Genomic DNA, 13,913 nt, shown 5'->3' on the forward strand with positions numbered 1-13,913 from the left:
GTTTGAAGAAGCCAGAAAGTGCTTTGGCATTAGCCTGCCAGCGCATCGAGCCCACGTGCAAGGTCAGTACGGATATCCTGCTGGTCCTCCAGCCCCACCGCGATGCGGATGAGCCCCGGTGCAATCCCCGCCGCCTCGCGCTGGGCATCAGACAGCCGGCCGTGGGTGGTCGTACCCGGGTGGGTAATGGTGGTTTTGACATCGCCCAGGTTGCCGGTAATCGACAACAGTCGAGTGGCGTCGATCACCTGCCAGGCGCCCTGCTGACCGTTGATGACCTCGACCCCCAGCACGGCGCCAAAACCGCGCTGCTGCTTTTTAGCAAGCGCGTGCTGGGCGTGGTGCTCAAGGCCGCTGTAGTGCACGCGCTCGACCGCCCGGTGCTCAGCGAGCCACCTGGCCAGCGCTAAGGCATTTTCACTGTGAGCCTTCATGCGCAGCGACAGCGTTTCGAGCCCCTTGGTGAAAATCCAGGCATTGAAGGGGCTCAGGCAAGGCCCGCAGGTGCGCACCACGCCGAACACTTCTTCGAGCAGATCAAAGCGCCCGACCACGGCGCCGCCAATCGCGCGCCCCTGCCCGTCAAGGTACTTGGTCGCCGAGTGGATCACGAGATCCGCCCCCAAAGCGATGGGCTGCTGAAGCGCCGGGGTCAAAAAGCAGTTATCGATGGCGAGCAGAGCACCGTGCTCTTTAGCGAGCTTCGAAAGTGCCGCGATATCCGCCACCTCGGACAGCGGGTTCGAGGGCGTTTCGGCAAACAGCAGCTTGGTGGCCGGGGTAATCGCACGTTCCCAGGCGTCGAGATCGGACAGCTCGACGTAACGCGTGGTAATACCGAACTTGCCTAGATACTTGTCGAACAGGCTGACCGTGGAGCCAAACAGCGAGCGCGAGGCGACGATTTCATCACCCTGGGAGAGCAGCGCCAGCGCCGTCGAGAGAATTGCCGCCATGCCGGAGCTGGTCGCTACACAGCGCTCGGCGCCTTCGAGTGCGGCCAGGCGACGCTCGAAAGTATGCACCGTCGGATTGGTAAAGCGGGAATAGACGTTGCCGGATTCCTTGCCGCCGAACTTGCGCGCCGCCTCGGCGGCGCTTTCGTAGACGAAGCTCGAGGTCGGAAAGATCGGCTCGGAGTGCTCCTGCTCGAAGGTGCGGTGGTGGCCGGCGCGAATGGCCAGCGTGTCCAGCGCGTACTCTGGCACATCGTTTGAATGATCGAAATCGTCCTGCATAAGGCTACCTTTGCACTCCGTGGGCGTGTTAGTCGTCCAGATCGTCGTCCTGGTTGTGCATGTCGACCAGCGCGTGATCGCCGGCGCTTTGATCCTTGGCGGCGTCGTTGCGGTTGGTTTCCAGTACGGCCAGGTACGCCTCGTCGATATCGCCGGTCACGTACTGTCCGTCGAAGACCGAGCAGTCGAACTCTTTCATATCGGGGTTCACTTCGCGGCACGCCTCTTTCAGGTCGTCAAGATCCTGGTAGAAGATGCGATCGGCGCCGATCAGTTCGCCCACTTCCGCTTCCGTTCGCCCGTGAGCGATCAGCTCCGAGGCGACCGGCATGTCGATGCCGTAGACGTTCGGGTAGCGAACCGGCGGCGCGGCGGAGGCGAAATAAACGTTGCGCGCGCCGGCGTCACGAGCCATCTGGATGATCTGCTTACAGGTCGTACCACGCACGATGGAGTCGTCCACCAGCAGCACGTTCTTGCCGCGAAACTCGACGTCGATCGCGTTGAGCTTTTGCCGCACGGACTTTTTGCGCTGGGTCTGGCCCGGCATGATGAAGGTCCGCCCGATGTAGCGGTTCTTCATAAACCCTTCGCGATAGGTCACGCCCAAGTGCTGCGCCATCTCCAGCGCCGAGGTGCGCGAGGTATCCGGAATCGGGATGACCACGTCGATATCGTGATCCGGCCACTCGTTGAGAATGCGATCACCCAGCTTGCGGCCCATCTGCATGCGTGTGCCGTAAACGTAGGCGCCGTCGAGCAGCGAGTCCGGGCGTGCAAGGTAAACGTGCTCGAAAATGCAGGAGTAAAGCTCGGGGCGGTCCGCGCATACCTGGGTGTGGTAGTTGCCCTGCATGTCGACGAAGATCGCCTCGCCAGGCCCCAGGTCACGCTCGAGCTCGAAGCCGCCGACGTCCAGCGCTACGGATTCAGAAGCGATCATGACCTCTTGAGTGCCGCCCTCCTTACGGGTGCCGAACACCACCGGGCGAATGCCGTGCGGGTCGCGAAACGCGACCATACCGAAGCCGTTGATGATCGCCACCGCCGCGTAGCCGCCCTTGCAGCGACGATGCACCCGGCGCACCGCATCGAAAATGTCCTCGGCGGTCAAATGCAGGCCCTGCTTGCCAAGCTCATGGGCAAACACGTTGAGCAGCACTTCCGAGTCGGAACTCGTATTGATGTGGCGAAGGTCGGTCGAAAAAAGCTCCTGCTTCAACTGCTCGGAGTTGGTCAGGTTACCGTTGTGCGCCAGCGCAATGCCGTAGGGCGAGTTGACGTAAAACGGCTGGGATTCGGCTTCGCTCGAGGAGCCCGCCGTGGGGTAGCGCACGTGACCGATACCCAGATGGCCTTTCAAGCGCGCCATGTGGCGGGTGTGGAAGACATCGCGCACCAGGCCGTTGCTCTTGCGCAGTAGAAAGCGTCCCTCGCTCCACGTCATCATGCCCGCGGCGTCCTGCCCTCGGTGCTGAAGTACGGTCAGCGCATCGTAAATGCCCTGATTCACCGCTTGCCCGGCCAGAAGGCCCACAATACCGCACATTCCCGTTACCTCTCTTTGTGCTGAGGCTTACCCGAAGGCAAGCTCGAGCGTGTTCAAACCTGAATGTTACTTGTCCGCCATCCCTTTTCCCCCGCCGCGTCAACGCGCGTTCGAGGAGGGCAAAGGCGCACTCGAGGAGTCGTCCGACGGCCGGATCGAGCGAAGCTCGGGCAGGCTGATATCGCGAAGCGATTCGGGCGCTCGGGGGAGCTCGCGCTCCCATTGATTAAGCTGGCTGACGGCCCAGTCTCTTAGTTCGATGAAGGTGGGACGAAGGCTCGCCTGCTGCCAGGCATTGAGATCCGAAAGCGGCGTAAGCGTGATCACCACCGTAGCGATAAGAAGCACCACCACGCCGCGAGCCAAGCCGAAGGCGGCGCCGGCGAAGCGGTTCAAAAGCCCCATACCGACCCAGACGACCGCGGCGTGTACCAGCCGAATCACGATGCCGCAAAGAAGAATCACCGCAAAGATCACTAGCGCAAAGGCCACCACCAAGCGCGCATCGTAGCTGTCGATCATGCCGCTCAAGAGCTCGGCGACCGGGTCGGCGAGCACCCGAGCCACCATGAGCGCCACGATCCAGGCGCTCAGCCCCAGCGCTTCACGGACGAAGCCACGCAAAAACCCCATCATCATGGACAGCGCCATCACGGCCAAGAACAGCGCGTCGAGCCACGTTAGCGCCATCGTCAATCTCTAACCCGCACCAGCAGCCCCTGAACGTTGGCACGCTGTTTGATCAGCGTCATCGCCGACTCGCCCTCTTCCGAGGTGGCGTAAGGGCCGACATAGACCGAGGTGAGGTTGTTGTCCCGCGCGCGACGAAATGCGCTGAAGCCCTGATTCGAAAGCTGCTCGGAAAGGCGCTCGGCGTTGGAGATATCGCCGAAACTGCCCACCTGAACCGCCCACTCGCCTTGCGCGGCGGTCGTGGGGGCCGAAGATGTTTGGTTCGCGCTCGATGACGTGTTCGACGTTGCCGTGTTGGCCGCCACGATCTCGGCGATCGGGTCCGCCTGGCCCGGCGCCTCTCTTGGCGCTTCTGAGGCGTTGGAGCCGCTCTGAGCGGCGGCGACGCGATCGGTAAGCGGCGCACGAGGCTCGGCCGGCACGGCGTCGACGCCCTCCTGGCCGCCGGCGCCCTGGGCCGACTCACCGTTGGCCAGCGCCTCGACGCTTGCCGGTGCCTGAGGCTCGGGAACGTCACGACGCGCCACGCTCTCGGGCTGTTCGATGACGAACGTCGGCTGAGGGCGCTCCTCACGAGGAGCCGGGTCGCCCATCAGCCACGGCACGAAAATCGCCAGCAGCGCCAGGAGTATCACGATTCCGCTAATGCGTTCCGCTTTACCGTATTTCATATCCCTCTCCTTACAGCGTGAGGCCGGCTCGAGCGCCAGGTGTATCGCGTTGGCTGTGTCAGGCCTGCGGCAGCGGGTACTCCAAAAGCGCGGCAACGGTTTTGAACGACCCCATGGCGAGGACGCGATCACGGCTGTCGAACTCGGCACCAATGATATCAACGCCCTGCTCGGGAGAATCGGCCAGGGCGCGAACCACCCCGCCCTTCGCTTTAATGCGCTCTGCAAGATCCGCGGCGGGCCGCCCGCGCTCGCCGTCAAGGCTTACGCATACCCAGTCACTGATACACGGCATCAAGGCCTCCAGCACGCCATCGGCATCCTTGTCCTTGAGCATGCCTATTAGCCCCCACTGGCGAGCGCCCTCTTCAAGCGTTGGCAAACGGCTCGCGACGTAGCGCGCGGCGTGGGGGTTGTGGCCCACGTCCAGGCACCACTGCCCGATCCACTGCATCCGCCCCGCTACGATCAGCGAGCGAAACGCCTGATTGACCAGCGCGGTATCGAAGCTCACGCCGACCAGTGCCAACGCCTGCAGCGCCGTGGCGGCGTTGTCGATGGGAAGGCCCGGGTCGATGAGCGCGTCAAGGGAAACGGTATCGCCTTCATCGGTCAAACCGTGCCAGCACCAGCGGGTGATCAGGTCGTTGCTCGCCTTCGCGTCGGCGCTATGCTTGAAGGCCACACCCAGCGCGTGAAGCGTCGAGGCCATTTCGATGGCGGTCTCCGCAACGCTTACCGGCAGCGACCGGCTGCCTAATACGGCGGGCTTCAGCGGCCGGAAAATACCCGCTTTTTCGCGGCCGATCTGTTCGATGTCGGTGCCTAGGTAGTCGGCGTGATCGAGAGCGACGGTCGTGACGACGCTCACGTCCGGCTCGAAAATATTGACCGCATCCAAGCGCCCGCCCAATCCCACTTCCAAAAACGCCAAGTCCAGCGCCTGCTGGGAAAGACACCACAGTGCACAGAGCGTTCCCGCCTCGAAATAGGTCAGGCTGATCGCCGGCTCCTGGGTGCGCGCCTTTTCGACTCGCTCGAAGCCTTCGATCAGCTCGGCGTCACCTGCAAGCTGACCGTTGACCGTCACGCGCTCGTTATAGCGCACCAGATGTGGCGAGGTATAGGTGCCGGTGCGGTAGCCATGAGCACGGGCTACCGCTTCCATCATGGCAAGCGTCGAGCCCTTGCCGTTGGTGCCTGCCACCATGACTACACGAGTGGCGACCGGGCGCTCCAACAGACCCATTCGCTCGGCCACGTTCGAGACGCGCTCAAGCCCCAGGTCGATACCCAACGGGTGCAGGGTTTCAAGGTGTTCGAGCCAGCCGGCTAACGTGTCAGGCATTGCGGTTGGCTTCATCGCTTGAGGAGTCGGTCGAGGTCGTTTTGGCTTCGGCCTCGTTTGCCAGCGCCTCTTCGTCAACCACCGGCTCTTTGACCTCAGCCATCTCGACGCTTTCCTGTACTACAGGGCGCGCGCTCTGGTGGGTGAGCTTGCGTAGTACGCCGCCGACCCGGTCGCGCATTTCGTGGCGATGAACGATCATGTCGACGGTGCCATGCTCGAGCAAGAACTCGCTGCGCTGGAACCCTTCCGGCAGCGTTTCGCGCACCGTCTGCTCGATGACCCGCGGGCCGGCAAAGCCGATCAGCGCGTTGGGCTCGGCGATATTGAGATCCCCAAGCATCGCAAGCGACGCCGACACGCCGCCGAAGACCGGGTCGGTCAGCACGGAGACATAGGGCACGCCGGCCTGCTTGAGCTTTTCAAGCGCCGCGGAGGTTTTCGCCATCTGCATGAGCGAGAACAGCGCCTCCTGCATGCGCGCCCCGCCGGAGGCACCAAAGCAGACCAGCGGAATCCCCTCGTCGAGGGCGACGGTCGCCGCGCGGACGAATTTCTCACCCACGATCGCACCCATCGAGCCACCCATGAAGGTGAACTCAAACGAAACGGCGACGATCGGCAGACCGTCAAGCTCACCGCGCATGGCGATCAGCGCATCCTTCTCGCCGGTCTCCTTTTGAGCGGCGCTTAAGCGATCCTTGTACTTTTTGGAGTCCTTGAACTTGAGCCGGTCGACGGGTTCGAGATCGGCGGCGATCTCCTCGCGCCCTTGCTTGTCCAAAAACCAGTCAAGGCGTTTGCGCGCGGTCAGCCTCAAGTGGTGGTCGCACTTGGGGCAAACGTTTTGGTGTTTTTCCAGTTCCGGCAGGTAGAGAACCGCTTCACACTTGGGGCATTTACGCCAAAGACCGTCGGGCACGCTGGCACGACGGTCCTTACGCTGGATACGGCCCATGGAGGGTACGATTTTGTCTAACCAGCTCATATCAAAAAGGCTTCCGTAGTCGTCAACGCCCGGCCTCGCCAGGCTGTGAGTGTCGTCGATCAAAGTGCATCATTAAAACAGTTTAGACGATGAAGGGATTCAGGCGTCCATCGCGGCGCGCATTTCTCCAAGCACGCTTCTAAGCTCGCCAGCGATCACTTCCGGCGACTCGACGTTCTCGGCAATGCGGTTCACAAGCGCGCTGCCGACGATGACGCCATCGGCGACCTTCGAGACCTCGGCGGCGGTAACGCCGTCGCGAATGCCAAAGCCCACACAGAGCGGAAGCGTTGTCATTTCACGCAGCGGCGCAAGATGCTCGGCCACGTCCTGGGCATTGAGCGTGGCGGCGCCGGTGACGCCCTTGAGCGACACGTAATAAAGGTACCCTTCACCGTGGGCGCATATTGTAGCGGCTCGGGTACGGGAAGTGGTAGGTGCAACCAGGAAAATTGCCGCCAAATCACGCGCTTTCAACAGCGGCCCAAACTCCTCGGCCTCTTCCGGCGGCATGTCGACGACGAGTACGCCGTCAACGCCCACGCTTGACGCCCGGTCGGCGAAATTTGCGTAGCCAATGCGCTCGATCGGGTTCAGGTAGCCCATCAGCACCACCGGCGTTTCGCTGTCGGTTTGGCGAAACTCGGCGACCATGTCCAAAAGGTCCACCAACCGGGTGCCTTTGGAGAGCGCGCGCTCGCAGGCCTTTTGAATCACCGGGCCATCGGCCATGGGGTCCGAAAACGGCACGCCCAGTTCGATCACATCGGCGCCGGCCTCCACGAGGGCGTGCATGAAGCCCACGGTGTGCTCGGGGCCCGGGTCGCCGGCGGTGATGTAGGGGATCAAGGCCTTGCGGCCCTGGCGTTTAAGTTCGTCGAAGCGTTGATCGATACGGTTCATGCTTACCCTTAAAACTTGAGACCATCAATGTCGGCAACGGTCATGATGTCCTTGTCGCCACGACCCGAAAGGTTCACCACGATGTGCTGGTCAGCACGCATGGTCGGCGCCAACACCTTGGCGTGCGCCAGCGCGTGGGCGGACTCCAGCGCTGGCATGATGCCTTCCATGCGGGTCAGCTCGCGAAACGCCTCGAGCACCTCTTTATCGTTGGCGGCAACGTAGTTAACGCGCCCCGCGTCCTTCCAGAGCGAGTGCTCCGGGCCCACGCCCGGGTAGTCGAGTCCGGCGGAGATCGAGTGGGTGTCCGACACCTGTCCCGCTTCGTCCGACATCAAATAGGTGCGGTTGCCGTGCAGCACGCCTCGTGGGGCATTGGAGGCCAGGGGGGCTGCGTGGCGGCCGGTTTCGACGCCGTCGCCGCCGGCTTCGACGCCGTACATGGCGACGTCGTCATCTTCCAAAAACGGGTAAAACAGCCCGATGGCGTTGGAGCCACCGCCGACGCAGGCGACGAGCGCATCCGGTAGTCGGCCGATCTGCTCGAGCGACTGTCTGCGTGCCTCGCGTCCGGTGACGGCGTTGAAATCGCGCACCAGCTGTGGGTACGGGTGCGGCCCGGCCACGGTGCCGATGATGTAGAAGGTGTTATCGACGTTGGTGACCCAGTCACGCAGCGCTTCGTTCATGGCGTCCTTCAGGGTGCGGGTGCCGGATTCGACCGGAATGACCCGCGCGCCGAGCAGGTGCATGCGGTAAACGTTGAGCTTTTGGCGCTCGACGTCCTGAGCGCCCATGTATACGTCGCACTCGAGCCCTAGCCGCGCCGCGACCGTGGCGGTGGCCACGCCGTGCTGGCCGGCGCCGGTTTCGGCGATCACCCGGGGTTTGCCGGTCTTTTTCGCCAGCAGCGCCTGGCCGATGGTGTTGTTCACCTTGTGCGCGCCGGTGTGGTTCAAATCTTCGCGCTTGAGCCAGATTTGCGCCCCGCCGAGCGACTCTGACCAGCGCTTGGCATGATAAAGCGGCGATGGCCGGCCAACGTAGTGGGCCAGGTCATGATCGAATTCGGCCTGAAAGTCCGGGTCGTCGCGCAGGCTGGTGTAGATCTTCTCCAGGTCTTCCAGAGCGAAGCTCAGGGTTTCAGACACGAAGCGACCGCCGTAAGGGCCGTAGTGGCCGCGCGCGTCCGGCATTTTGGTCAAATCGCTGAACCGGGTCTTCACAGTTTCGGTATCACCAGTCGCTGAAACAGTCACAGAGGTACCTCACAAGATCGCCCGAGCAGGCAAACGGTAAATGAACGTGGTTATTGAGTGAATAAAACCTGACGGCCTCGACTCAGTGGAAACTCTTCGCGTCGCCGAGTGCCACTTGGCGCACGAAATCACTCATTGCGGCCGAGTCCTTGACGCCCGGCGTCGCCTCGATTCCGCCGGAAACATCCAACGCAAAGGGCGCTACGCGCGCCACCGCATCGCAGGCGTTAGCCGGGGTCAGTCCACCGGCGAGGATAACAGGTTTTTCGAGATCTGCGGGAATTCTGGACCAGTCGAAAGTCTCCCCGGTTCCGCCGGGAACGCCGGGGCGGTAGGCGTCCAGCAGCAGCGCCCGGGCACCTGAATACTCTCGTGCGGCGCGGTGAAGGTCCACGTCGTCACGCATGCGCAGCGCCTTGATCCAGGACCGCCCGAACTGCTCGCAAAACGCCGCCGGTTCGCTGCCGTGAAACTGCAAAAGATCGAGATACGGCAGACACCGCTCGATGACCTCGGCCGGCTGGTCGACGAAGAGCCCGATCCGGGTCACGAAGGCCGGCACTCGGGCGCTCAACGCTTCGAGATTCTCCGTAGAAACGGCGCGCTTGCTGCCCGGCCACATGACAAACCCCAGCGCGTCAACGCCAAGGCCCACAGCAGCGTCGATATCCGCTTCTCGGGTCATTCCACAAAACTTGATGCGCGTGCGCATGGCGCGTCTCCGGGTAGTGAGGCTTGACGGCCTTGCAAAGCCGTTGGCCGGCAAGGCTCAGCCTGCAGGGTTCTAGCCGACTGGATTCTTAACGACAGGCGAAGGTGTTTTTTTGGCAAAAGAGAGCTTGCGGCGAGCGGCGATGCGCGGATTTTCCGGAAGCGTTCGATCACCGGTCCACTCGCCGGTGAACGCCAGAAGATGGGGGCCTAGCGGCTCCCGGGGAAGCGCGAAGCGCTCGTCAAAGACCGAGTCGACGAAGTGAAGCCCGCAGGCCGGCGCGGTAACGTCTCCGTCCCGGCGGCTTTTCTTTGCCAGCAGCGCCGCGATGTAGCTTTCGTCCTGCGCGCCGCGCCCCACGCTTGCCAGAGCGCCGGCGATGTTACGGATCATGTGGTGCAAAAAGGCGTTGCCCTGAATGTCGATCACCACCAGCTGCCCGTGGCGGCTCACTTCGCAAAAGTGCATCTGCCGCCAGGGCGTTTTGGACTGGCACCCCGCCGCACGAAAGCTCGAGAAGTCGTGCTCGCCCACCAACGCTTGGGCGGCGCGGTGCATGGCGGGCGCATCCAGCGGGTCGCGACACCAGGTGACCTGATGGCGCTCGAGCACCGGGCGGCTGGGCTGGTTCAAAAAAACATAGCGGTAGCGCCGTGCCAGCGCGCCCAAGCGAGAATGGAAATCGTCGCCGACCGGTTTGACCCAGCGAATGGCGACATCCTTGGGCAAATTGGTATTGGTGCCAAAGATCCAGGCCTTTTCACTGCGCGCCGCTGGCGGGTCGAAGTGAACGATCTGGCGGGTCGCATGGACGCCGGAGTCAGTGCGACCACTTGCGTGAATCTGCACCGGCGCGCCGGCCACTTTAGCCAGCGCCTCCTCCACCGCCGCCTGAACGGAGGCGGCGTGCTTCAAGCGTTGAAAGCCGCAAAAGCGCGTGCCGTCGTATTCGATACCGAGCGCCAGCCGCCCGTCGAGCGGCGTGGTTTCATCGAAATGGTAAAAAAGCGTCATCAGCCACGCCGTATTGAAAATCAGAGAAAAGGGTCAGCCATTATCCCGACGTCGCGGTTTAAATGCTACCTCCTCGATTTCCCACTCCGGGCTCGACGCCGGCATATCAATCACGGGCGGCGAGTAGTCACTCGAGATGGACGGTGCCGCATCGTTACCCGCTAGACTTTCAGGCCGGTAGTCGATGGTGTAATTGGACGGCCGGACCGGCTTCTGGGACGCCAGCGACAGCGCTTGTTCTTCCTCTGCCGGGGCGGGGGCAGGCTCCTCAACGCTCGACGCCATCAAGGGCTCGCGCTCTTCCCACTCGTCAGCCGCTGGGCGAACGCGAGTCTGGCCGCTCAGGGCGCGGCGCTCGAGCGTCAGGGTCTGCGGCGCGGGCGCCTCGGTTACGGCGTGAAACGTCGGGGTTTCTTCTGCCTGTGGGGCGCGCTCTTGCTCCTCGAGCGGTGTTTTTGTCGGCGCAGGTTCCTCGACCGGGGCGGTCGGCACCGCGGCGGGCGGTTCGGGCGTGTGAGCGGTCTCGCTTTCGGGTGCAGGTGCTTTGGGCGTCTCTACGGGTTTAGCACTGGCCGGTGCGACAGGCGTGGCGCTAGGTTCGGCTTTGGTGCGGGCTCGAGCGGGCGGCGTGGGCGTGCTGGAGCTTGCGGGCGGCGGCGGCGTGGCGGCCGGGGCGGGCTCCCACTGGCGCTCGCGGCGTTTACGGCTGATCACCATTGCGGCCAGCAACAGCGCCAACCCAAGCCCCACCGGCCATACCCAGTGCTCGCGCAACAGCGCCAGCGGCCCGGGAGAGGCGTCTTGTGCGCTACTTCCCGGCCCAGCTGTGCTGGGCGCCGTCGCCTCGGGCGCCGCCGTAACGGGAAGCGTTTGGGTCGTTGGCGCTTGGGCGGGGGTCGCGGCCAGCGCGCGTACCTCGTCGAGTGCCTGACGTAACTCGGCCACTTCAAGCGTGAGCGACTCGATCTCGGCGGCCTGGCGCGCCTGCTCGTCGAGCATCGCACGATACTCGCTCTCCGTCGGGGCGGCCTCGACCGTAGCGAAGGGCGAAAGCGACGCCAGTACCTGACCCAGCACGTCGGTGGAAAGCGGGCTGTTGGCCCAGGCCCGGCCGTCGGGAATCGGCTCGCCGCTGATCGCAAGCGCCGCTTCGATACTTTGTGGCGTGATCTCGACGCTTTGTTCAGGCGCCTCAATGGCCAGATCGTTCATCAGCGCTAGCGCCTCGACCACCCCGCCATCGCTCAATTCATCTGCGACATCGCCGCCCTCTCCGGCGCTTTCTGCCAGCAGCGGTGCGTCGGCTGCAGGTGAGGGCTCGGCGGGGTTCGCGGGTTCATCAGACGAGGCGTTTTGCGCCAGCTGCGGGCGGGATGCCGTCGGGTCGGCCTCGATATTGGTGGCTGGCGTTGCCGCGCTTCGCGCAGTGACGGCAAGCGCCGCCTGCTGCGGGCTCAGGCGTAGCGCCTGCTCACGCCCGGGCACCTTGAGGCGCTGGCCCACGCTGAGACGGTCGATGCCGCCATCTTCGAATGCCGCCGGGTTGGCGTCGGCCAGTGCGATGATCATCTGCTGCACGTCGACGCCGGGCGGACGGGTGCGAAGCGCGATGTCCCACAGCGTATCGCCGCGGGCGACCGTGGCATAGGAGCCGGCTGTTGAAAGCGTGTTTGGCTGAGACGCCGTAGGCGCTGGCCGCGGCGCGCTGGATGATAAGGCAGATGCCAGCGCCGGTTGCGAAGGTGAGGAAACCGGCGCGGGCGTGGCGGCAAGCCGAGTGTCCGTCGTGCCGGGCAGATAATCCACCGGGTCGAACAGCAGCGTGACCATCTGCGTCTGGCGACCGCTCGGGGTGGTCAGCGTAATCAGCACATCGAGCCAGGGCGTATCGACGGCGCGGGCGCCGCTCAGGCGCAAGAACGTGCGTCCGTTCTGTCGCACTGGCACGATGTCAACGCCGGAGAGCAGCGGCGACCAGGCAAGGCCCAGGGCGCTAAACGCGTCGGGCTCGGCCACGGCCGCGCTGATATCCTCGACGCGAACGTTATCCGCAGCCAGAAGGCTGACCCTAGCATCCAGCGGTGCCTGTAGTGGCGAAAGCGTAGTGGCCGGCCCGAACTCTACGGCAAGCGCGGCTGGGCTGAGCGTTGCAAGAGCGCACCAGACGCCCCCGGCGAGCGTTTTTTTCATCCAGGCCCCTCGAGGTTGATTAGTCAGCGCCCACTGCGCGGGCGCCACTTCATGCTTTATGACCATACCTCAGTTGGTACGACCTTCCTACGCGAGTGTAGCGGTTTTTGAGCGGGGCAAATAAAAAGGGAGGCCGCCTGGGCCTCCCTTTTTCGAACGATGAATGCGCGAGCGATCAGTGCTCGCGCAGAATCTTCAGCATGCGCTTGAGCGGCTCCGCCGCGCCCCACAGAAGCTGGTCGCCCACGCTAAAGGCGGAGAGGTATTCGCCGCCCATGTTGAGCTTGCGTAGACGCCCAACCGGTACGTCCAGCGTCCCGGTTACCGCAGTCGGGGTCAGCCCGGCGATGGTCGCTTCCTTATCGTTGGGAATCAGCTTGACCCAGTCGTTGTGCTTGGCGATACGGTCCTCGATCTCATCTAGCGGCACGTCCTGCTTGAGCTTGATGGTGAAGGCCTGGCTATGCGAGCGCATGGCGCCAATGCGCACGCAAAGTCCGTCGATGGGAATCGGGTTGTCGCCAAGGCCCAGAATCTTGTTGGTCTCGACGAAGCCCTTCCACTCTTCCCGGCTCTGGCCGCTGTCGAGCTTGCTGTCGATCCAGGGAATAAGGCTGCCGGCGAGCGGCGCGGTAAAGTTCTCGGTGGGGAAGTCGCTACCGCGCATTTTGGCGGTCACCTGGCGGTCGATCTCAAGAATGGCGCTGGCCGGATCGGAAAGATCCGACGCCACGCTTTCACGCAGATCGCCCATCTGGTTCAGAAGCTCGCGCATGTGCTTGGCGCCGGAGCCGGAGGCGGCCTGATAGGTCATCGAGGTCATCCACTCGATCATGTTGGCCTCGAAAAGCCCGCCGAGGCCCATCAACATCAGGCTGACGGTACAGTTGCCGCCGACGAAGGTTTTGGCGCCCTTGGCCAGCTGCTCGTCGATGACGCGGCGGTTGACCGGGTCGAGTACGATGGTCGCTTCGTCTTCCATGCGCAGGGTGCTTGCGGCGTCGATCCAGTAGCCGTTCCAGCCACTTTTGCGCAGGTCGCCGTACACCTTTTTGGTGTAGTCGCCGCCCTGGCAGGTAATGATCACGTCCAGCGCCTTGAGCGCCTCCTTATCGAAAGCGTCCTTAAGCGCGGGCACGTCGACGCCGATGTCGGGGCCTGACTGGCCGACTTGAGACGTGGTGAAGAACACCGGCTCGATGCCGTTGAAGTCACCGTCTTCCTGCATGCGGTTCATGAGTACCGAGCCCACCATGCCCCGCCAACCGACAAAACCGACCTTCAACATGCTTTGATCTCCCGTAGAGTAGAATCTTGTAACACCCACTATAACAAAAGACGTCGGCCG

Annotated in this window: 12 protein-coding genes; all 12 read right to left on the bottom strand. The window is 63.4% G+C overall.

Translation table 11 applies throughout. The features are described 5' to 3' along the window. Positions 1-29: 29 nt before the first annotated feature. The 12 genes from MQW23_RS16215 to asd all read right to left on the bottom strand — a co-directional run bounded on the left by MQW23_RS16215 (position 30) and on the right by asd (position 13,853). A complete protein-coding gene (locus tag MQW23_RS16215; RefSeq protein WP_252109247.1) occupies positions 30-1,238 on the bottom strand; it encodes an O-succinylhomoserine sulfhydrylase in 1,209 nt (402 codons plus the stop codon). A 28-nt stretch (positions 1,239-1,266) separates the two neighbouring features. Continuing rightward, on the bottom strand, positions 1,267-2,787 hold the full coding sequence (gene purF, locus MQW23_RS16220) for an amidophosphoribosyltransferase (protein ID WP_252109248.1): 1,521 nt from the start codon (positions 2,785-2,787) through the stop codon (positions 1,267-1,269). 99 nt (positions 2,788-2,886) lie between these two features. Further along, positions 2,887-3,477 (bottom strand): CvpA family protein, encoded by a 591-nt coding sequence (locus MQW23_RS16225; protein ID WP_252109249.1) that lies wholly within the window; start codon positions 3,475-3,477, stop codon positions 2,887-2,889. Positions 3,478-3,479: 2 nt separating this feature from the next. Then, the gene (locus MQW23_RS16230) at positions 3,480-4,151 is read right to left on the bottom strand and encodes an SPOR domain-containing protein (protein ID WP_252109250.1); all 672 of its coding nucleotides are present in this window, start codon (positions 4,149-4,151) and stop codon (positions 3,480-3,482) included. A gap of 58 nt (positions 4,152-4,209) precedes the next feature. Then, the gene (gene folC / locus MQW23_RS16235; RefSeq protein WP_252109251.1) at positions 4,210-5,499 is read right to left on the bottom strand and encodes a bifunctional tetrahydrofolate synthase/dihydrofolate synthase; all 1,290 of its coding nucleotides are present in this window, start codon (positions 5,497-5,499) and stop codon (positions 4,210-4,212) included. After that, positions 5,492-6,487: an acetyl-CoA carboxylase, carboxyltransferase subunit beta gene (gene accD, locus MQW23_RS16240; RefSeq protein WP_252109252.1), complete on the bottom strand. Its 996-nt coding sequence runs from the start codon at positions 6,485-6,487 to the stop codon at positions 5,492-5,494. The genes folC and accD overlap by 8 nt, the downstream gene beginning before the upstream one ends. Positions 6,488-6,586: 99 nt before the next feature. Then, positions 6,587-7,390: a tryptophan synthase subunit alpha gene (gene trpA / locus MQW23_RS16245; protein WP_252109253.1), complete on the bottom strand. Its 804-nt coding sequence runs from the start codon at positions 7,388-7,390 to the stop codon at positions 6,587-6,589. An 8-nt stretch (positions 7,391-7,398) separates the two neighbouring features. Continuing rightward, complete coding sequence (trpB, locus tag MQW23_RS16250; RefSeq protein WP_252109418.1) at positions 7,399-8,586, bottom strand: tryptophan synthase subunit beta; 1,188 nt, start codon at positions 8,584-8,586, stop codon at positions 7,399-7,401. A gap of 145 nt (positions 8,587-8,731) precedes the next feature. Beyond that, positions 8,732-9,361, bottom strand: a complete 630-nt coding sequence (locus tag MQW23_RS16255) for a phosphoribosylanthranilate isomerase (RefSeq protein ID WP_252109254.1) — start codon at positions 9,359-9,361, stop codon at positions 8,732-8,734. Positions 9,362-9,433: 72 nt separating this feature from the next. Further along, positions 9,434-10,375 (bottom strand): tRNA pseudouridine(38-40) synthase TruA, encoded by a 942-nt coding sequence (truA, locus tag MQW23_RS16260; protein WP_252109255.1) that lies wholly within the window; start codon positions 10,373-10,375, stop codon positions 9,434-9,436. A gap of 33 nt (positions 10,376-10,408) precedes the next feature. After that, positions 10,409-12,565 carry a FimV/HubP family polar landmark protein gene (locus MQW23_RS16265; protein WP_252109256.1) on the bottom strand — a complete coding sequence of 719 codons (2,157 nt, stop codon included), beginning with the start codon at positions 12,563-12,565 and terminating at the stop codon, positions 10,409-10,411. Positions 12,566-12,740: 175 nt separating this feature from the next. Further along, complete coding sequence (asd, locus tag MQW23_RS16270; RefSeq protein WP_252109257.1) at positions 12,741-13,853, bottom strand: aspartate-semialdehyde dehydrogenase; 1,113 nt, start codon at positions 13,851-13,853, stop codon at positions 12,741-12,743. Positions 13,854-13,913 lie beyond the last annotated feature (60 nt).

The organism is Halomonas sp. S3-1-1, assembly GCF_023757625.1.
GTDB lineage: Bacteria > Pseudomonadota > Gammaproteobacteria > Pseudomonadales > Halomonadaceae > Vreelandella.